The organism is Streptomyces sclerotialus, from assembly GCF_040907265.1.
GTDB lineage: Bacteria > Actinomycetota > Actinomycetes > Streptomycetales > Streptomycetaceae > Streptomyces > Streptomyces sclerotialus.
Genome location: NZ_JBFOHP010000002.1, coordinates 890,029 through 907,568, shown reverse-complemented (window position 1 = coordinate 907,568; position 17,540 = coordinate 890,029). Strand labels below are relative to the sequence as shown.

Annotated in this window: 21 protein-coding genes and 1 pseudogene; 6 read left to right on the top strand and 16 right to left on the bottom strand. The window is 73.3% G+C overall.

Annotation, left to right across the window (positions count from 1 at the left end):
• Positions 1-38 precede the first annotated feature (38 nt).
• Entirely contained in the window at positions 39-1,733 is a 1,695-nt protein-coding gene (locus AAC944_RS04150; protein WP_030606296.1) for an IclR family transcriptional regulator domain-containing protein, read from the bottom strand.
• Positions 1,734-1,959: 226 nt separating this feature from the next.
• Here AAC944_RS04150 and AAC944_RS04145 point away from each other — a divergent pair, with 226 nt between their 5' ends.
• From AAC944_RS04145 to AAC944_RS04130, 4 genes are all read left to right on the top strand, one after another.
• A complete protein-coding gene (locus AAC944_RS04145) occupies positions 1,960-3,156 on the top strand; it encodes a 4-hydroxybenzoate 3-monooxygenase (RefSeq protein ID WP_030606300.1) in 1,197 nt (398 codons plus the stop codon).
• Positions 3,157-3,328: 172 nt separating this feature from the next.
• Positions 3,329-3,997, top strand: a complete 669-nt coding sequence (locus AAC944_RS04140; RefSeq protein ID WP_030606304.1) for an HAD family hydrolase — start codon at positions 3,329-3,331, stop codon at positions 3,995-3,997.
• Positions 3,998-4,109: 112 nt separating this feature from the next.
• Positions 4,110-4,424, top strand: coding sequence for a hypothetical protein (locus AAC944_RS04135; RefSeq protein WP_037771009.1), 315 nt, complete (start codon positions 4,110-4,112; stop codon positions 4,422-4,424).
• Positions 4,425-4,467: 43 nt separating this feature from the next.
• Positions 4,468-5,700 carry a cytochrome P450 gene (locus AAC944_RS04130; protein ID WP_030606307.1) on the top strand — a complete coding sequence of 411 codons (1,233 nt, stop codon included), beginning with the start codon at positions 4,468-4,470 and terminating at the stop codon, positions 5,698-5,700.
• Positions 5,701-5,783: 83 nt separating this feature from the next.
• Here AAC944_RS04130 and ligD read toward each other — a convergent pair.
• From ligD to AAC944_RS04110, 4 genes and pseudogenes are all read right to left on the bottom strand, one after another.
• Positions 5,784-6,801 (bottom strand): annotated as a pseudogene (gene ligD, locus AAC944_RS04125) (non-homologous end-joining DNA ligase).
• Positions 6,802-6,803: 2 nt separating this feature from the next.
• Positions 6,804-7,448: a DNA polymerase ligase N-terminal domain-containing protein gene (locus AAC944_RS04120; RefSeq protein ID WP_037771011.1), complete on the bottom strand. Its 645-nt coding sequence runs from the start codon at positions 7,446-7,448 to the stop codon at positions 6,804-6,806.
• Positions 7,449-7,568: 120 nt separating this feature from the next.
• Positions 7,569-7,985 carry a VOC family protein gene (locus AAC944_RS04115; protein ID WP_051871230.1) on the bottom strand — a complete coding sequence of 139 codons (417 nt, stop codon included), beginning with the start codon at positions 7,983-7,985 and terminating at the stop codon, positions 7,569-7,571.
• Positions 7,986-8,239: 254 nt separating this feature from the next.
• On the bottom strand, positions 8,240-8,680 hold the full coding sequence (locus AAC944_RS04110; protein WP_030606319.1) for an SPW repeat protein: 441 nt from the start codon (positions 8,678-8,680) through the stop codon (positions 8,240-8,242).
• 221 nt (positions 8,681-8,901) lie between these two features.
• On the opposite strand from AAC944_RS04110, the gene AAC944_RS04105 reads away from it, so the two are divergent.
• Positions 8,902-9,480, top strand: coding sequence for a hemerythrin domain-containing protein (locus tag AAC944_RS04105; protein ID WP_030606322.1), 579 nt, complete (start codon positions 8,902-8,904; stop codon positions 9,478-9,480).
• Between the two features lie 141 nt (positions 9,481-9,621).
• Here the strand turns inward: AAC944_RS04105 and AAC944_RS04100 are convergent, their stop codons facing one another.
• The 10 genes from AAC944_RS04100 to AAC944_RS04055 are packed head-to-tail and all read right to left on the bottom strand — an operon-like array spanning position 9,622 to position 15,070.
• The gene (locus tag AAC944_RS04100) at positions 9,622-9,906 is read right to left on the bottom strand and encodes a gas vesicle protein K (RefSeq protein WP_030606323.1); all 285 of its coding nucleotides are present in this window, start codon (positions 9,904-9,906) and stop codon (positions 9,622-9,624) included.
• Positions 9,903-10,166, bottom strand: coding sequence for a gas vesicle protein (locus AAC944_RS04095; RefSeq protein WP_078888192.1), 264 nt, complete (start codon positions 10,164-10,166; stop codon positions 9,903-9,905). The genes AAC944_RS04100 and AAC944_RS04095 overlap by 4 nt, the downstream gene beginning before the upstream one ends.
• Positions 10,163-11,032, bottom strand: a complete 870-nt coding sequence (locus AAC944_RS04090; RefSeq protein WP_030606329.1) for a GvpL/GvpF family gas vesicle protein — start codon at positions 11,030-11,032, stop codon at positions 10,163-10,165. Before AAC944_RS04090 ends, AAC944_RS04095 begins: the two co-directional genes overlap by 4 nt.
• The gene (gene gvpJ, locus AAC944_RS04085) at positions 11,029-11,397 is read right to left on the bottom strand and encodes a gas vesicle protein GvpJ (protein ID WP_030606333.1); all 369 of its coding nucleotides are present in this window, start codon (positions 11,395-11,397) and stop codon (positions 11,029-11,031) included. Before gvpJ ends, AAC944_RS04090 begins: the two co-directional genes overlap by 4 nt.
• Positions 11,398-11,408: 11 nt before the next feature.
• Entirely contained in the window at positions 11,409-12,536 is a 1,128-nt protein-coding gene (locus AAC944_RS04080) for an SRPBCC family protein (RefSeq protein ID WP_030606336.1), read from the bottom strand.
• Positions 12,529-13,236: a DNA primase gene (locus tag AAC944_RS04075; RefSeq protein ID WP_196942664.1), complete on the bottom strand. Its 708-nt coding sequence runs from the start codon at positions 13,234-13,236 to the stop codon at positions 12,529-12,531. Before AAC944_RS04075 ends, AAC944_RS04080 begins: the two co-directional genes overlap by 8 nt.
• 16 nt (positions 13,237-13,252) lie before the next feature.
• The gene (locus AAC944_RS04070; RefSeq protein WP_030606342.1) at positions 13,253-13,522 is read right to left on the bottom strand and encodes a gas vesicle protein GvpG; all 270 of its coding nucleotides are present in this window, start codon (positions 13,520-13,522) and stop codon (positions 13,253-13,255) included.
• Positions 13,522-14,298, bottom strand: coding sequence for a GvpL/GvpF family gas vesicle protein (locus AAC944_RS04065; RefSeq protein WP_051871232.1), 777 nt, complete (start codon positions 14,296-14,298; stop codon positions 13,522-13,524). The genes AAC944_RS04070 and AAC944_RS04065 overlap by 1 nt, the downstream gene beginning before the upstream one ends.
• Positions 14,298-14,759 (bottom strand): gas vesicle structural protein GvpA, encoded by a 462-nt coding sequence (locus AAC944_RS04060; RefSeq protein WP_030606349.1) that lies wholly within the window; start codon positions 14,757-14,759, stop codon positions 14,298-14,300. The genes AAC944_RS04065 and AAC944_RS04060 overlap by 1 nt, the downstream gene beginning before the upstream one ends.
• A 2-nt stretch (positions 14,760-14,761) precedes the next feature.
• Positions 14,762-15,070: a gas vesicle protein GvpO gene (locus tag AAC944_RS04055; RefSeq protein ID WP_030606352.1), complete on the bottom strand. Its 309-nt coding sequence runs from the start codon at positions 15,068-15,070 to the stop codon at positions 14,762-14,764.
• Positions 15,071-15,324: 254 nt separating this feature from the next.
• On the opposite strand from AAC944_RS04055, the gene AAC944_RS04050 reads away from it, so the two are divergent.
• Positions 15,325-16,254, top strand: a complete 930-nt coding sequence (locus AAC944_RS04050) for an SDR family oxidoreductase (RefSeq protein ID WP_051871233.1) — start codon at positions 15,325-15,327, stop codon at positions 16,252-16,254.
• Positions 16,255-16,282: 28 nt separating this feature from the next.
• Here AAC944_RS04050 and ku read toward each other — a convergent pair whose 3' ends face one another.
• Positions 16,283-17,317 carry a non-homologous end joining protein Ku gene (gene ku / locus AAC944_RS04045; RefSeq protein WP_030606359.1) on the bottom strand — a complete coding sequence of 345 codons (1,035 nt, stop codon included), beginning with the start codon at positions 17,315-17,317 and terminating at the stop codon, positions 16,283-16,285.
• Between the last annotated feature and the right edge of the window lie 223 nt (positions 17,318-17,540).

Genomic DNA, 17,540 nt, shown 5'->3' with positions numbered 1-17,540 from the left:
TCACGCCGGGCGCGCGAAACGTCCCGCGACGAGCCGGTCTACGCCGTCGGGATGCGCGCGAAGCGGCCCGCGATGTGCAGGTCCGCCTCGATCCTCGCCACCGTGGCGCGCAGCTCCGGGAGGACGTCGGTGACGCAGTCCTCCGCGCTGCGGCGGACCGTGTGCATCGCGACGTTCACGGCCGCGACGACCTCGCCCGTACCGCTGCGGACCGGTACGGCGATCGAGCGGAGGCCCTCCTCCAGCTCCTCCTCCACCAGTGCGTAGCCCTGGCCGGCCACCCGGTCCAGGACGGCGGCCAGTTCGGCGGGGCCGGTGACCGTCCGCGGGGTCAGCGGCCGGCGTTCGGTGCGTGCGAGCCGTGCGGAGCGCTCGGCGGACGGCAGGCCGGCCAGCATCACCCGGCCCAGCGCGGTGGCGTACGCGGGCAGCCGGGTGCCGGTGGTGATGTTGACGCTCATCACGCGGGTGGTGGCGGCCCGCGCCGTGTACTGGATGTCGTCGCCCGCGAGTACGGCCAGGGACGCCGAGTCGTGCACGCGCGCGGCGAGCGTGGCGAGGTGCGGCGCGGCGATCCGGGGGAGCGACGTGCGGGAGAGCGGCGGGTAGCCGAGCGCCAGTACGCGCGGGGTGAGCCGGAAGACGCGCCCTTCGGAGGCGACGTACCCCAGGTGCTCCAGGGTGATCAGGGCCCGGCGGGCGGTGGCCCGGGCCAGCCCGGTCGCCTCGGCGGCGGCGGAGAGCGTCAGTTCGGCCCGGCCCGCGCCGAACGCCGTCAGCACGGTGAGGCCGCGGGCCAGTGACTCGATGAATTCCCGGCCCAGTTCCTGCTTGGAGGCGGCGGTCCAGGCGGCGAGCGGCGCGGGCGGCGGGAGGTCGGCCTCCCGCGGCGTCGTCTCCGCCTGCCGGAGTTCCCGCTCCATCTCCGTCACGGTCTCCCGCAGCCGGGGCAGCAGCGTGTCGCGCAGGGAGGCGGCGCTGTGCCGGCTGGTGTGGCTCACCACGCTCGCCGCGCACGCGACCGAGCCGTCCGGGGCGCGCACCGGCACGGCCAGCGCGACCAGCCCCGGCTCGATCAGCTGGTCGTCCAGCGCCCACCCCTGGTCCCGCGCCTGCCGGGCGAGCTCCTCGAAGCGGTCGCCTTCCGCCGCGGCCCGGGCGGCGTCCCGCGGTGGTACGGCCGGGAAGCCGCGGTGTTCCGGATCGGCGGCCCGGCGCTCCCGCCACCGCGCCCACTCCTCCTCGGTCCACCCGGCGGCGAACAGCGCGCCGGGCGCGGTGCGCTCGGCGGGCAGCAGGTCGCCGATGCGGAAGCTGAGGGACATCGCGCGGCGCCGGGTCGCCTGGTGGAGGAAGCGGATGCCGTCCCGGTCGGGCACCGCGAGGGACACCGACTCGTCCAGCGCGTCGGCCAGCGCGTCGGCGTGCCCGCCGAGCAGGCCGGGCAGCCGCAGCGCGGCCAGGTAGGCGTTGCCCAGCTCCATGACGCGCGGGGTGAGCACGGCGTCCCTGCCGTCGAGCCGTACGAAGCCCATCCGGGCCAGGGTCGCGGTCACCCGGTCGACGGTGGACCGGGCGAGGCCCGTGGCGCGCTCCAGTTCGCTCAGGCTCAGCGTGCCGTCGGCCTCGGTGAGCCGGCGCAGTACGGCGATGCCGCGCATCAGGGGGGTGACGGCCTCGGCCGGTGCCCCGGCGGCGGCGTCGGGCGGCGTCGTGGTGTCGGTCGGTGGCATCGGCTCTCCGTCGCGGTCTGTCAGGACACCGTAAGGAATGCGGGCGGCCCGCCGCACCGGAGGTCCGCTGTGGCGTCCCGTCCGGCGGACCATTGACAGCGGGCAGCGCCGGGCGCAGACTCAGCGGAACGTCAGTGAACATTATTTCACCACGCGAACATCCTGCACAAGCCCGCCTCCTGGGACGTCGGAGCGCGGGCCCGTCCTCGACGACGAGGAGACACGTATGCACACCACCGTCGGGATCATCGGCGGCGGCCCCGCAGGCCTGCTGCTCGCCCGCCTGCTGCACACCGCCGGCATCGACAGCGTCCTGCTGGAACGCCGCGACCGCCGGTACGTGGAGCAGCGCCAGCGCGCCGGAATCCTGGAACAGGCCACCGTGGACGCCCTGCGGGCGTGCGGAGCCGGGGCGCGGCTGGACGCCGAGGGCATGGTCCACGACGGGATCGAGCTGCGCTTCGACCGGCGCGCCCACCGTGTCGACTTCCCCTCCCTCGCCGACGGGCGCCGGGTGACGGTGTACGCACAGACCGAGGTCGTCAAGGACCTCATCGCGCTCCAGCTCGCCGAGGGCGGCCCGCTCCTCTTCGAGGCCGACGTGCACGCGGTCGAGGGCGCCGACACCGACCGCCCGCTGATCCGGTACACCCACGAGGGCGAGGAGCAGACCCTCACCTGCGATTACGTGGTCGGCTGCGACGGCTTCCACGGAGTGGCCCGCAACGCCGTGCCGGAACACCTGCGCACCACGTACGAGCGCGTCTATCCGTACTCCTGGCTCGGCATCCTCGCCGACGCGCCGCCCGCCGCTGACGAGCTGATCTACGCCCACTCCGACCGCGGCTTCGCGCTGGCCAGCATGCGCTCCCCGTCGGTCAGCCGGCACTACCTCCAGGTCCCCAACGGCACCGACCCCGCCGACTGGCCCGACGACCGCATCTGGGACGAGCTCGACGCCCGCTTCGCCCTCGACGCGGACCCCAGCCGGCGGCTCAAGCGCGGCCCCGTGACCGCCAAGTCGGTCCTCCCGATGCGCAGCCACGTCACCGAGCCGATGGCGTACGGCCGGGTCCTGCTGGCCGGCGACGCCGCGCACATCGTGCCGCCCACCGGCGCCAAGGGCCTCAACCTCGCCGCCGCCGACGTCATCGTCCTGGCCCGCGCCTTCGCGGACTGGGGCACCACCGGCGCGACGGACCTCCTGGACGCCTACTCCGACACCTGTCTGCGCCGCGTCTGGCGCGCCGAGCACTTCTCGTACTTCATGACCACCACCCTGCACACCGCGCCCGGCCAGTCCCCCTTCGAGACCCGCCTGCAGATCTCCCAGCTCGACCGCATCGCGGCCTCCCGCCACGCGGCAGCCGAGCTGGCCGAGAACTACACGGGGCTGCCGCTGCCGACGGCGCCGGCGGTCTGATCCGCCCGGGGCGGTGCAGTTCTTCGTCGTGCACCTGGTGGTGCAGGCGGCTCGGCCGGCCGCGCCCCGTCTCACCCGTTCGGACGGTGGCGGTCGGCGGGCGGGCGCGAGCGTGGTCACGCTGTGACGGGTACGCGGGTACTCCGCAGGCCCCCGACGGAAAGGCACATCCATGGCACGCGCGGCACTCTTCGACGTCGACGGCACGCTCGCGGACACCAACCACCTGCACGTCACCGCCTGGTGGGAGGCGTTCCGCCAGTACGGCCACCACGTGGCGATGACCACCGTCCACCATGCGCTGGGGCGCCCGTCGAGCGACCTGATCGCCCATGTGCTGGGGGCGGACCGGGACACCGGCCAGGACGCCGGCATCAGCGCCGCGCACAAGACGCTGTACGCGACGTACTTCGACCGGCTGCCCGCGCTGCACGCGGCGGGCGACCTGCTGCGCGCCCTGGCCCGGCGCGGCTGGCGGAACGTCCTGGTCACCTCGGCGGGCGGGTACGAGCTGGCCGCGCTGCGCCGGGCCGTCGACGCCGACGACGCCATCACGGACACCGCCAGCGCGGACGACGTGAACGAGGGCAAGCCCGCGCCCGAGCCGGTGGAGCACGCCCGGAAGCTGGCCGGGGTGACGGCCGAGCAGGCGGTGTTCGTGGGGGACTCGGTCTGGGACATGCAGGCGGCGGCCCGCGCCGGGGTCCCGGCCGTCGCCCTGCTGTGCGGCGGGATTCCGCGCGCCGACCTGGAAGAGGCCGGCGCTTCGGAGGTGTACGCCGACCCCGCTGAGCTCCTGGACCGGCTCGACGACAGCATCTTCGCCAAGGTGGCGGGTTAGCGAGGGGCCGGCGGAACGTCCCGTGATGCCGGATATGACGTGGACCACCATCATGAGTTGAGGCCCGTGCGGCGGGGCACCCGGCGGTCCCGGAAGGACGGAACGGAGTGTTATGACTCGGAAGAACGCACACGACGAGAACGGTCGCAGCGCCGCGAAGGGCGCGGGCCGGGGCGACCCCCGGGACCGGGACACGGCGGCGAAGGAGGTGCTGGCCGAGTTCGAGGACGCCGAGACGCGCGTGGCGGAGCCCGAGGAGCGGCGGCACGTCGTCGGCGAGAGCGGCGACCCGCTGACGCCCAGTCTGGACGCCCAGGAGGACGTCGACGAGGACGCCCGCGCCGAGGCCGGCACCCGGCGCGACCCGGAGCGGCCCGAGCGCACCCGGCCCCCGCGGTCCGGGTCCCCGCGTGCCGAGGAGGACTGAGGCCGTGGCGGTGCCCCTGTCCTCCCTGCCCGCGCTGTCCTCCCTGTCCGACAGCACCGTGCCGCTCCTGCTGGAGGGGTACGCCTGGCTGCCGGACCGGCGGCGCCGCAACGGCGGCGCGCCGGTCCGTACCCGGCTGCTGGGCAAGCCGGCGATCGCGCTGCACGGCACGGACGCCGTGCGGTTCTTCTACGACGAGGGCCACGTCCACCGGCGCGACGCGCTGCCCGGGCCGGTGCTCGACACCCTCTTCGGCCGCGGCGCCGTGCACACGCTCGACGGTGAGCGGCACCGGGTACGCAAGGCCCTCTTCGTGCACCTCCTCAAGGACCGGGAGGGCATCGCCGACCTGACCGAGCGCGCGAAGGCGGAGTGGGAGCGATCCCGTGCCGACTGGGCCGGCCGGTCGCACGTGGTCCTCTTCGACGCGTTCGCGCTGCTGCTCACCCGTACGGTCTGCGGCTGGGCGGGCATCGCGCTCGACGACGAGGAGGCGCGGGAGACGGCGGCCGACCTCGTGGCGATGGTGGACGGCTTCGCGACACCGGGACCGCGCCACTGGCGGGCCCGCCGCGCCCGCCGCCGCCAGGAGGAGCGGCTGGCGCGCCGCATCGAGGACCTCCGGCGGGCCGGCCCCGGGCACACGGAGCCGGGCCCGCCGACCGGTACGGCGCTGACGGAGGTGGCCCGGCACCACGAGGCGGACGGCGCTCCGCTGGACCCGCACACGGCCGCCGTGGAGATCCTCAACGTCATCCGGCCGACCGTCGCGGTCGCCTGGTTCCTGACGTTCGCCGCGCACGCACTGCACCGCTGGCCCGAGCACCGCGCGCCGCTCGCGAAGGGCGACACCGCGTACGCCCGGGGCTTCGCCCACGAGGTACGCCGCTTCTACCCCTTCGTGCCGTTCCTCGGCGGCCTGGCCGCGCGCGACCTGGAGTGGCAGGGCGAGCGGATCGGGGCCGGCACGATGGTCCTGCTCGACGTCTACGGGCAGAACCACGACCCCGCCCTCTGGCCCCGCCCGTACACCTTCGACCCCACGCGCTTCACGGACGCCGAACCGGGGCGCGACGACCTCATCCCGCAGGGCGGCGGCGAGGTCTCCAGCGGTCACCGCTGCCCGGGCGAGGACATCGTGCTCGCCCTCCTCCAGACGCTCGTCCCGCTGCTGGCCCGGCTGGAGTACCGGGTGCCGCAGCAGGACCTCACGGTCCCGCTGCACCGGGTGCCCTCCACCGTGGGCGGCGGGTTCATCGTCACCGACGTGCACTGAGCGTCACCGACGTGCGCTGAGCGCCCGGACGGGCGCGGGCGGTCCGGCTTCCCGCCGGACCGCCCGAGTCCGTCCGCCCGGATTCACGCCGCCCGCGGCTCCTCCCGTACCACCTCGGACGGCTTCTTGTCGTCGCGCAGGCCCTGGAAACGGGGGTGGCGCAGCATGCCGTCCCTGGTCCACTCGGTGAAGCCGACCTCGGCGACCAGCTCGGGGCGTACCCAGTGCGCGCCCCGCTCCCGTACCGCGTCCCCGAAGGGCGAGCGGGTCTGCTCCCGCTCGTCGAGGAGGCCGCGGATACGGTGCAGCGCCGCCTGGTCGTAGCCGGTGCCGACCTTGCCCGCGTAGCGCAGCGTCCCCCTCCGCGTAGTAGCCGAGCAGCAGCGCCCCGAAGCCGACGCGGCTGCCGGCCGGCTCGGTGAAGCCGCCGATGACGAACTCCTGGCCGCGCTCGCACTTCAGCTTCAGCCAGTCGCCGGAGCGGCGCGGCACGTACGGCCCGTCGGCCCGCTTGGCGATCAGCCCTTCCCAGCCCCGGTCGCAGGCGTCGGCCAGCTCCTCGGGGCCGCCCTGGTTGCGGTGCGGGGTGAAGCGCAGCGGGGAGACGAAGCGCAGGGCGCGGCGGAGCAGCGACTTGCGGGTCCGCAGCGGCAGCCGGGTGAGGTCCTGGCCGTCCAGCCGCAGCAGGTCGAAGACGTAGTAGGTGACCGCCACGGAGCTGGCGCGGGCCTGCGCGGGATCGGTGATGCCCATCCGCTGCTGGAGCCGGGAGAACTCGGTGCGGCCCCGCGAGAAGGCGACGACCTCGCCGTCCACCGCGAAGTCCCGGCAGGTCTGCGCGGCCAGCGCGTCCGCGATCTCGGGGTAGGTGCCGTCCATGGCGCGGCCGGTGCGGGACAGCAGCCGGGTGCGGTCCCCGTCGCGTACGGCCAGCGCCCGGACGCCGTCGAGCTTGCGCTCGAAGAGCCAGTCGCCGTCGAAGTCGCGCCGGTCGGAGAGCACCGCGAGCATGGGGCGGGCTGCCAGCTCCTCGCCCGAAGGCGCTTCGGCCAGCAGCCGCCGTTGTTCGCCGGGCAGCGACTCCAGCAGTCCTTCCGCCATGCTCAGCTCTCCTCGCCCGCGCCGGTGCCCTCGTCGGCCGCCACCTGCTTGAGCGTCCGTCCGCTCCGTACCGACTTGGCCCGGCGCGGGTCCGGGGCGCCGCGCTGCGCCGCCCGCTCGTCGTTCTCCTTCACCAGCAGCCAGGACTCCCGGCCCTCGGACTCCTCGGTACGGAACCGGGTGAGCGCGTAGCCGCCGCGCAGCTTCTCGCCGTCCATCCAGAACGTGACGTGCCCGTGCTCCAGCCGCTCGGCGAAGGACGCGACGCGGTCCTTGCGCTTCTTCGGCGGGAGCGGGCGGTACGTCCCCTGGTCCCACACGATCACCGTGCCGCCGCCGTACTCGCCCTTCGGGATCACCCCTTCGAACTCCCGGTACTCCATCGGGTGGTCCTCCGTGGGCATGGCCAGCCGCTTGTCGTGCGGGTCGGTGGACGGCCCCTTCGGCACGGACCAGGACTTCAGGACGCCGTCCACCTCCAGCCGGAAATCGAAGTGCATGGTGGAGGCGTCGTGGATCTGCACGACGAAGACCGGATCGCCGCCGTCGGCAGGCGGCGGTCCGGCGGCCTGCTTCCCCCGCGGTTCACGGGTCCGCTCGAAGTCGCGCTTGCTCTCGTACGTCGTCAGGCCTCGCTCGCCCTTCACGGCAACCCCTTCCTGCCGATGGCCGCTGCTGTCACTGTCGCGCACGGGCCCGTCGAGCGCATGCGGGAGCGGTGTGCCGGGCGGGTCCGCCGGGGCGCGCGACGCCGTCGTGCCGAGCGGTCATACGGAGCGCAGCGCGAAGGGGTGGCCCGCGGGGTCCGAGAAGAGCCGCAGCTCCTCGCCGCCCTCGTTGCGCTGCGACTCGATCGGACGCCCGCCGTAGTCGATCACCTGGCGCTCCACGTCGTCCATGCGGTCCCTGGGCACCGTCAGGTGCAGATGGGACTGCTGTGAGTCGTCGGGCCGCGGCCAGGAGGGCGGTGCGGCGCCGTGGTCCCGCCGGAACGCCATCCGCGTGCCGCCCCTGCCGGTGATCTCGATGAGCTCGACGCCCAGCTCGGCGGGGAGTTCGGCGCCCATGAGCTTCGCGTAGAACTCGGCGACCGGCTCGGGCTCCGCACAGTCCAGGACCAGTACCCCGGCTTCGACATGAACGGGTGCCTCCCCGAAGACGGGGCCTTCCGCGTTCTTGGCCATCACATGTCTCTCCCGAATCAGAGCCGCCCGGCGGAGTCGTCCGCCGGAGCCGTCCGCCGGGCCGTCGCCCGGCGGTGCCGGTCCGGGTAACCGTGTGCGGCCGCTTCATGCACCGTGCGGGGCAGTGCGGGGAGCGGGGGAGGGGAGGCGGGCGCGGGGCCCGTGTGCCGGCCGGTCCGCCTGGGCGGGCGGGCCGGCCGGCCTGTCCGGTGTTCGGCTGTCCGTTCGTTTCCTTTCTCGTCCGTCGCCGTCCGCTACGGCCGCTTGGTCACCTTCGCGGCCGCTCCCGCGCAGGCCAGCCCGAGCAGGGCGGTCAGGACGCCGACGATGACGTTGTTCCAGACGACTCCCGCGTCGGGGCTGCTGCCGACGATCCACGGCGAGATGATCAGCCACACGCCGATGGCGGACATGGCCCAGCTCATGCCGTACATCCGCTCCGGTGTGACGGTGAATCCGAGTGCCAGCAGGCCGATCGCGATGCCCAGGATGAGGTTGTGGGTCACCAGGGCGGGCTGGTTCGCGGTGAAGTGGAGTGTCCAGGGCGAGATGGCGCAGTACAGACCGATGAGGAAGACCGGCCCGTCCATGAGCGCCACATCGCGACCGCCGAGCATGCGGGCGTACCGGTCCCGCATCTCGGGAACATCAGGGTGACTGGCGATATCGCCTCTGGTGTGTGAGACGTCTGCCATCAGACTCGTCTCCTTCGATCTCCGCGGCTCTGTTTCCTGAAGTGCAGAGCGCCGCTACGGCTATCTTGCGCTTATTTCGTCTTTATGTGTAGCGGAGGGCCGAAGGGCCGGATTCCGGCCGCGCGCGGGGCGGCGGCGCGGCCGGTTCCGGCCGTCTCGGGCCGGGCCGGCGGGGTACTCGTCCGGCGTCCCGCACGTCGAGACGAGAGGGGCCGCACGACATGACCGAGAAGCAGAAGAACGTCGTGGAGCTGCTCGAACAGCAGCACCAGCAGATCCGCCGCCTCCTGGACGACGTCGCGAACAGCAAGGGCGACGAGCGCAAGCAGGCCTTCCACCGCGTGGTGCGCCTGCTGTCGGTGCACGAGACGGCCGAGGAGGAGGTCGTCCACCCCTACGTCCGCGACCACGTCAAGGGTGGCGGACAGGTGGTGAAGGACCGCTTGGCGGAGGAGAAGGGCGCCAAGGAGGCACTGAAGCGACTGGAGGACATGGACACCGAATCACCGGAGTTCCACGAGCTCTTCGCCGCGCTCCGCCAGGACGTGCTGGCGCACGCCGAGGCGGAGGAGAAGCAGGAGTTCACCCACCTGCGCGCGGTCGCCGACCAGAACGCCCTGCGCGGCATGGCGAAGGCGGTCGAGGCCGCCGAGGCGGTGGCGCCGACCCATCCGCACCCGGGTTCGGAGTCCGCGCTGAAGAACGTGGTCACCGGCCCGCTGCACGGCCTGGCGGACCGCACCCGGGACGCGGCGGTGGCAGCCGTGCGGGCCGCGATGGGGAAGGACACCGAGCGCTGAACCGGCGGACCGGTCACTGAACCGGCACACCGGCGGCCCCGCCCGCGTGGCGGGGCCGCCGTACTGCCGGGCCGCCGTACCGCCGGTCCGTGGTGCCGGGCCCGGCACTCCCGGCACCACGGAGCTTCGAAGTCTTCGCCACTACCGGTCCTCGTCCCTCGGAAGGAGCGAGCCGAGCGGACCCAGGTCCAGATTGAGCTCGTCGCGGCCCACGTCGTACCGCGCGCACAGCTCGTCCATGCGGCGCTCCAGCAGCATCAGCGTCGTGCCGATGCGCTCCTCCTGGTCCTCGGACAGGTCACCCTGGTCCACGCGGCGCAGCGCCTGCCGCTCCATGAGCTGGTGCAGCAGCTCCACGACGGTCAGCACCAGCCGTACGAGGTCCCGCTCGACGCTCTCCTCGTCCAGTTCCACCCGCCTGCTCACGGCCGCACCTCCTCGACCCGTACCGGCGCCACCGCGCGTACCGGGTCCGTCGCGGGTGCCGCCCCCTGCGGGGTGAGTTCCGCGAACGGCGACGGCACGTTCTCGTTCACCGAGCTGATCAGGGCACGCAGGTCCACCCGTACGAGGTCCACGTCGGCGATGCGCAGGGTGAGGTCCCCGGCGATCACCACGCCGCCGGCGAGCAGCCGGTCCAGCAGGTCGATCAGGGCGACGGGCGTGTGCGGGGCCGGGGTGCTCATGGTGCCTCGTCCGGCAGGTCGGTGAAGGAGTAGGGGGCCCAGGGGCCGGTCAGTTCGATCCGCAGGGCGGGGGAGCGGGCCGCCAGCTCCCCGACCCGCTCGGCGAACGCGCCGGCCTCCTCGCGGCGCACCAGGTACGCGCCGTTCAGGAGGTTCGGGCCGCGTACCACGGCGGCGCGGGAGCCCGCGGGGGCGTGGCCGTCACCGTCGGCGGCGCCGGAAGCGGCGACGGCCTCGGCGAGCTTCGGGTCCTGCGGGCGGTGCAGCCGGCTGTCCTCGGCGGCCTGCGTCAGCGTGTCGTGCACGGTCCGTGCCAGGCCGTCGGCCTCCTGGCGCGCGCTGTCCTTGACCTTGCGGTCCCGCAGCCGCCGGCGCAGGAACTCCCGGCCGGTCTCCGCCTCGGCCGCCGGGCGCCGCGCGGCGGGCTCGTGCCCGGCCGCCGGCCGGCCCTCCGTCGCCTGGGCGTACGCCTTCACGCCCCACTCCAGCCGTCCGTCCAGCCGCGCCAGCAGCCGGCCGAACCGCTCCGCGTGCGCGACCAGCGCGGCCCGTACCGAGTCCTCGTCGTGGTACACGGTGACCAGCCGCAGCGGCAGCACCCCGACCTCGGCGGCGGCCTCGTCCACGACCCGGCGGTGCGCCCGCGCGGTCGCCTCCAGCCACGCCAGGTCCTCCAGGCGTTCGCGTACCTGCGGCTGGTCGAACTCCGCGGCCGGCACCGCGGAGACCAGTGCTGCCAGCCGGCCCTCGGCCACGGTGTGCACGGGCGCCTCCCCTATGCCGACCAGACCGGCCGGCGGCCGGGCGCCGCGGCGGAGGACGGCGTAGGCGTACGTCAGCCGGCCGTTGTTCTCGAGCGTGGTCACGGTGACTCCTCCTTTCTGTCCTCCAGCGCGTCCCGCCCGCCCTCCAGGGCGGCGATGCGCTCACGCAACTCGGCGTTCTCCCGGGCCAGTTCATGCTGTTCCCGGTTCTTCTCCCGGTTTTCCCGGTCCACCTCCCTGCGGCGGGCGCCGGCCGACAGCGACGGGTCGTCGCGCCACCAGTCGATGCCCATCTGCTCGGCGCGTTCCACCGAGGCCACGATCAGCCGCAGTTTGATGGTGAGCAGTTCGATGTCGAGCAGGTTGATCCGGATGTCGCCGACGATCACCACGCCCCGGTCCAGGACGCGTTCCAGGATGTCGGCGAGGCTGGCGCCGCTGCCGGCGCCACTGGCGGGGTACGACATGGGGCGTGTGCTCACCTCACCCGTTCCGGCTCGGGCTCGTCCTCGTACTCCTCGGCCTCGGCGTCCTCGACTTCCTCCGCCTCGACGTCCTCCGCCTCGGTGTCCTCGTCCTCGTCGTACGCCTCCGGTTCCTCGTCGGCGTACTCGTCCTCGTCCGTGAACTCCTCGTCCTCGTACGCCTCTGCCGGCTCGTCCCGGTCCTCCGGCGCGTCTTCGTCGCCCTGGTCCGCGGGCTCCTCCCGCTCGTCCGCCGCGGCGTCCGGCGTCTCCGCCGGTGCCTCGTCCTCCTCGCGGGCCACCGCGTCCTCGTGCGACTCGACGACCTCGCCGTCGCGGATCTCACCGCGCCAGCTGCCGGTCGGTTCGCCGCGCAGCATCACGAAGCGGCGGAAGTGCTTCAGGTCCAGCCGGGCCCGCCGCCCCTGCGCCCGCCACAGATTGCCGGTCCGTTCGAAGAGGCCCTGCGGGTAGTACTCGATGACCAGCAGGACACGCGTCAGGTCCGGCGTCAGTTCATGGAAGGTGACGACCCCCTTCAGGGACGCCTTCGCCCCCTTGGCCGTCCAGGCGATCCGCCGGTCCGGCAGCTGTTCGGTCACCGTGGCCTGCCAGCTGCGGGTGGACCAGAAGACCTTGGCACGCCAGTCGGACGTGGTGTCGTCCGTGCGGTCCACGCCCTGCACGCCCTTGGCGAAGTTGCTGAACTCCTGGAACTGCGTCCACTGGTCGTACGCGGTGCGCACCGGCACCCCGACGTCGGTGTCCTCGACGACGGTGACGAACGAACCCTGTCCGGTGCCGGCCCGCGCGCCGCCGACCGCCTTCCGCAGCGTGTCGCGGATGCGGTCCTTCGCCCCGGCGGCGCCGGCGCCGACGGCCGCCCGCAGCGGCCCCTCGCCGCCGGCGATGCGGCGGCCGCCGTCCAGCACCATCCGGCCCAGGCCGGGGCCGTTGCCCTCGGCCATGTCCTGCAGCCGGGTGGTCGCGGCGCCCAGCTTCCGGCCACCGGCGATCAGCAGCCGCTGGGCCTGGGCCGCGGCGAACGCGGCGGCCTCCTCCTTGAGCCGGTCGGTGGCCGGGCTGCGGGCGATGCTCTCCTTCAGTTGGGTGGCGGCGCCACCCTGCGTCCGGTCAGCCATCGGTACCCTCCCGGCTCCGGCCGGACGACGACCTGGCGCCGCCCGCCGACCGGGTGCCGGCCTTGCCGCCGGACCCGGTTCCCGTCCTGGTCCCGGTCCTGCCCGCGGCCTTGCCGCCGGTCCTGCCCGCCGCCTTCGTGCCGCTCTTCGCCGCGGTCCTCGCGGGGCGCCGGGCGGGGGACGGCTTGCCGGCGGCCTTCTTCCGCGGCGTACGGGTCCGTGCGGCGCGGGTCTCTTCCTGCTCGTCCTCGTCCCGCCGGTCCTCGTCCTGCCGGTCCTCGCCTTCGGGCCGGTCGTCCGCCGCGCGGTCCGCTTCCTCCGCTTCGGGTTCCTGGGCCGGTCCGTCCTCGGCGTCCGCGTCCCGTCCCTGCGGGAGTACGCCGCCGGCGATCCGGTCCTGGATGCCGAGGGTGCGTTCGTGGAGGCTGTTCGCCAGCCCGTCGATCCGGCGGCCGACGAACGCGTCCGTCGCCGCGCGGCCCACGCCGCTGAGGTCGTCCCGCAGCTGTTCGCGCAGCTCCGCGAGTTGCGGGTCCGCTTTCAGGCGCTCGTCGACCAGGCTCAGCAGCCGCTGCGGGTCCAGTTGCAGCCGCCGTCCCAGAACCATGCCGCCGACGGTGAGCGCGAGCTTCATCTTCTTCGTGCGGCCCAGTGCGTATCCTCCGGCAACGGCTAATGCCAGTGCCGCCCGGTTGTTCATCTCACCCGTCTCCTCGTCATTCCCGTCGTCCGTGTGGTGTGCGTCCGCGAGGCGCCTGTCCGCGCGCGACGGCCAGCCGGTCCAGCAGCTCGTCCTCGCGCCGGTCGAACTCCGCCTCGTCGATCCGGCCGTCGTCCAACTGGCGGGCCAGTTCCCGTAGTTCCTTCTGGATGGCCTGGGGGTCGTAGTGCTGCCGCTCGGCCTCGGCCACGACCTGGCGCAGCACCCATGCGGTACCGCGCACCGGCGCGGCGGGCAGCAGCAGCACTTCCTTGAGCAGTCCCATCAGCCGACCGACTTCTCCTGCGACCGCTCACCGGCCTGTCCGTCCGAGGCCGAGTGCGCCGGGCGGACGAAGCTGTACGGCGGGAGCGGGCCGTTCACCAGCAGCTCCAGGTGGGGCTGGGTCTCGGCGAGACGGTGGGCCGCCTCGGTGAAGGGTGCCGTCTCCCCGCGTGGCAGCAGGAACGAGAGGTTGACCAGCCAGCCCGATCCCTCGGGGCCGGGCGCCGACTGCTCGGCCAGCGGCGCCAGGGTCCGTTCGACCGTACGGGCGTCGCTCACCTCACGGGCCCGTACGCCGTTGGCCACCAGTTCACCCAGCTGGACGCGTTCGGGGTAGCTGCCCCCGCCGGCCGACTGCAGGGACTCCGTGAGGCGGCGGACCTCCGGCTCGTCGTCGACGACGAGCCGCAGGACGGCCTCCTCGCGGTGCACGGCCTTGACGTTGTACTCGACCCGGCCGGCCAGCTCGGCCAGCTGCGTCTTGTAGTGCTCGGTGTGCTCACCGAGCGCGTCGCGCACCGCCTCGTCGTCCGCCGAGAGGGAGCCGAAGCGCAGCGGCAGCACCGCGCCGGCGCTGCTCGTCTCGGTGAGGACGTGCTGGTGTGCCAGCAGGTCGCGGCGCTTGGGCCGCAGGTCGTCGGGGCAGTCGCTGACGACGGCGGCCAGCTCGCCGGCGCGTACGATGCGGACCGGGCGGGGCGGGTCGCCGATGCCCAGTACCTGCTTCTCGGGCGCGGGGTGGTCGGCGTGCGCTATGCCGTACACGTACGTGGTCATCAGCTCTCCTCCTTCTTGCGGGAGCTGGTGGCGCGCCGGGTGCGGCGCGGGGCCTCCTCGCCTTCGGACCCGCTCCGGGAGCCGTTGCTTCCGCCGGCCGCCTCCCGGCCCTGGCCGATGGCCTCGGCGAAGGTCTCGGCGGCGCCGGAGAGCGCGCCCTTGCTCTTCCCGCGGGCGCCGGACTCGGTCATCTCACCGACCAGGTCGGGTAGGCCGGGCTGCTTCTTGGGTCCGGATTCCAGGTCCAGCCGGTTGCAGGCCTCGGCGAAGCGCAGGTAGGTGTCCACGCTCGCCACCACGACCCGGACGTCGATCTTGAGGATTTCGATGCCGACCAGGGAGACGCGCACGAAGGCGTCGATCACCAGTCCGCGGTCCAGCACGAGCTCCAGTACGTCGTAGAGCCCGCTGCTGCCGCCGCCTCCCTGGCCGGTCTGCTGTTGAGCGGGGAGCACAGTCATGTCTACGGGTTTCCTTTCGCGCGTTCGTAGCGGCCGACGCGCCGGTACCCGGTGAGCAGTCCCTCGTGGTCGAGTACCAGCTCGTAGAGGGCCATGAGGCTCATCGTGTCGGGCACCCTGGCCAGCTCCAGCACTTCGGCTTCCAGGAGCCAGCCGTCCTCGGTCCTCTCGAACCGGGTGATCGTCTCGGGGTGCAGTCCGGTGAGCTCGGCGAGCTGGGCGCGGGCCGCGCGCATCAGCTCGGGCAGTGCCAGGCCCTTCGCGGGGCCCCGGCGGTCGCCGTCATCCGGTGTGTTCGTGTGGTGCGTCATGAGGTCATCTCGCTCGGGCTTCTCCGTCCGGGAGTCACCGCAGGGAAGTCCATGGCGCACCGAGTACCGCCTCCAGGCGAAAGGAAACCCGCATGCCTCTCGGGTGCCGCACCGCCGCGCCGGCCCGGTGCCGGGTCGCCGATCCTGCCGGGCGCCCCGATGATGGATTGAGGCCCGTCGGGCGGGGGACCCGTGGCACAGCCGAAGGGGGCGGCTGACCACGGAATACGGTCGATGTGGAACAGGAGGAAACAGTGGCCGCGCAGAACCCGGACCACCACGACGACGCGGGGAACGGCACCGCGAGCGGGCAGCCGCAGAACCCCCGGGAGAAATACCCGAAGCCCGAATTCCGGCAGCAGGACCAGGAGCACCCCGGCTGGACCGGACCGATGGACCCGCCGCCCGACCACGGCGAGGAGTCCTACCGCGGCAGCGGACAGCTGACGGACCGTAAGGCGCTGCTGACGGGCGGCGATTCCGGTATCGGCCGGGCGGTGGCGCTGGCGTTCGCGCGCGAGGGAGCGGACGTGGTCTTCACCCATCTGCCCGAGGAGGCCGACGAGGCCCGGGAGACCACACGGCTGGTGGAGGAGGCGGGCCGCAAGGCGGTCGCGGTCGCCTGCGACATCCGCACGGAGTCCGCCTGCCGGGAGCTGGTGGAGCGGGCCGTCGCGGAGCTCGGCCGGATCGACATCCTGGTGAACAACGCGGCGTACCAGATGTCCCAGCCGGACGGCATCCAGGCCATCAGCACCGAGCAGTTCGACCGCGTGATGCACACCAACCTCTACGCGATGTTCTGGCTGTCGAAGCTGTCGCTGCCGCACATGCCCAAGGGCGGCTCCATCATCAACACCACGTCGGTGCAGGCGTACAAGCCCAGCCCGCACCTGCTGGACTACGCGACGACCAAGGGCGCCATCGTCACCTTCACGCAGGGGCTGGCGCAGATGCTCGCCCCCGACGGCATCCGTGTGAACGCCGTCGCGCCGGGCCCGGTGTGGACGCCGCTGATCCCGGCGACGCTGCCGGACACGCAGGAGTTCGGCAAGCAGGCGCCGCTGGGCCGGCCCGCGCAGCCCGCCGAGATGGCCCCGGCCTATGTGTTCCTCGCGTCCGAGCACGCCGGGTTCATCACGGCGGAGATCGTGAACGCCACGGGCGGTACGCCGCTGCCGTGACGCTCCGCTGACGTCGTGCCAGGTCGTATCAAGAGGCCTTCTTGCGGCGGCGGGACTTCGGCCCGCCGCCGGAGAGGGCCTCGATCAGTTCGTCCCGGTCCATCGAGGAGCGGCCGGGCACGTCCGCCTCGGTGGCCCGCCGGTAGAGCTCCGCCTTGGTGAGCCCGTCGAGCCCGGCCCGGCCGGACTCCGCGTTCCGACCGGCTTTCGGTTCACTGCCCGACTTCGATTCCCCGCCGGACTTCGACTCCCCGCCCGACGCCGGCTGCCCGCCGCCCTTCCGGCGGCCCTTCGCGCGGTCCACGCTGGCCTGCAGGGCCTCGCGCAGGTCGATGACGTTGGTGGGCTCCGGAGCGGGCTCGGCCTTCTCCACGGACTCCCCGGCGCGCTTGGCCTCGATGAGCCGCCGCACCTTCTCCTGGTACGTGTCGTGGTAGTCCGCCGGGTCCCATTCGACGGTCAGCGCGTCGATCAGTGACACCGCGGTCTCCAGCTCCTTCTTCTCCGGCTTCGCGCGTCCGGGCAGCGTCGGCAGCTCCTTGCGCGGGTCCCGTACCTCGTCCGCCCAGTGCAGCGTGTGCAGCGCCAGGATGTCGCCCTCGGCCTTCACGGCGACGAGGTACTCCCGGTTGCGCATCACGAACGTGGCGATGCCGGCCTTGTTCGCCTTCGCCAGCGCCTCCCGCAGCAGGCCGTACACCTTCGCGTACTCCTTGCTCCTGGGCGCGAGGTAGTACGTCCGGTCGAAGAAGATCGGATCGACCGCGTCGAGATCGACGAATCCGGTGATATCCAGTTGCTTCGACCGGCCCGGCGCGATCTCGTCCAGCTCGTCCGGCTCCACGAGCACGTACTCGTCCCCGGCGTCGTAGCCCTTGACGATGTCGTCGTACCGGACTTCCTTGCCGGTGCGCTCGTTGACGCGCTTGTTGCGCACCCGGTCGGAGGTGCCGCGCTGCAACTGGTGGAAGTGGACCGTGTGGCTCTCCGTCGCGGTCACCATCTGCACCGGCAGGGCGACCAGCCCGAACGAGAGCGCACCGGCCCAGACCGCATGTGCCACGTACCGCCACCTCCTCCGCTCCCATCGCACCCCGTACGGGCGGCCGCCGCATCCCGGCGTGCGCCGTACGGAGGGCCGGTGCGGCAGGGAGGTTTGCGTCCGGGAGAGCGTGGCACTCGGCACCCTGGCCGAGCGGCCGGCCATTGGGAGATGGGAAGGCGCCGGGCCGGAAGGGAGAATCCGGCCCGGCGCAACCATGTCCGGGGGAGGACGGACGGGGCGG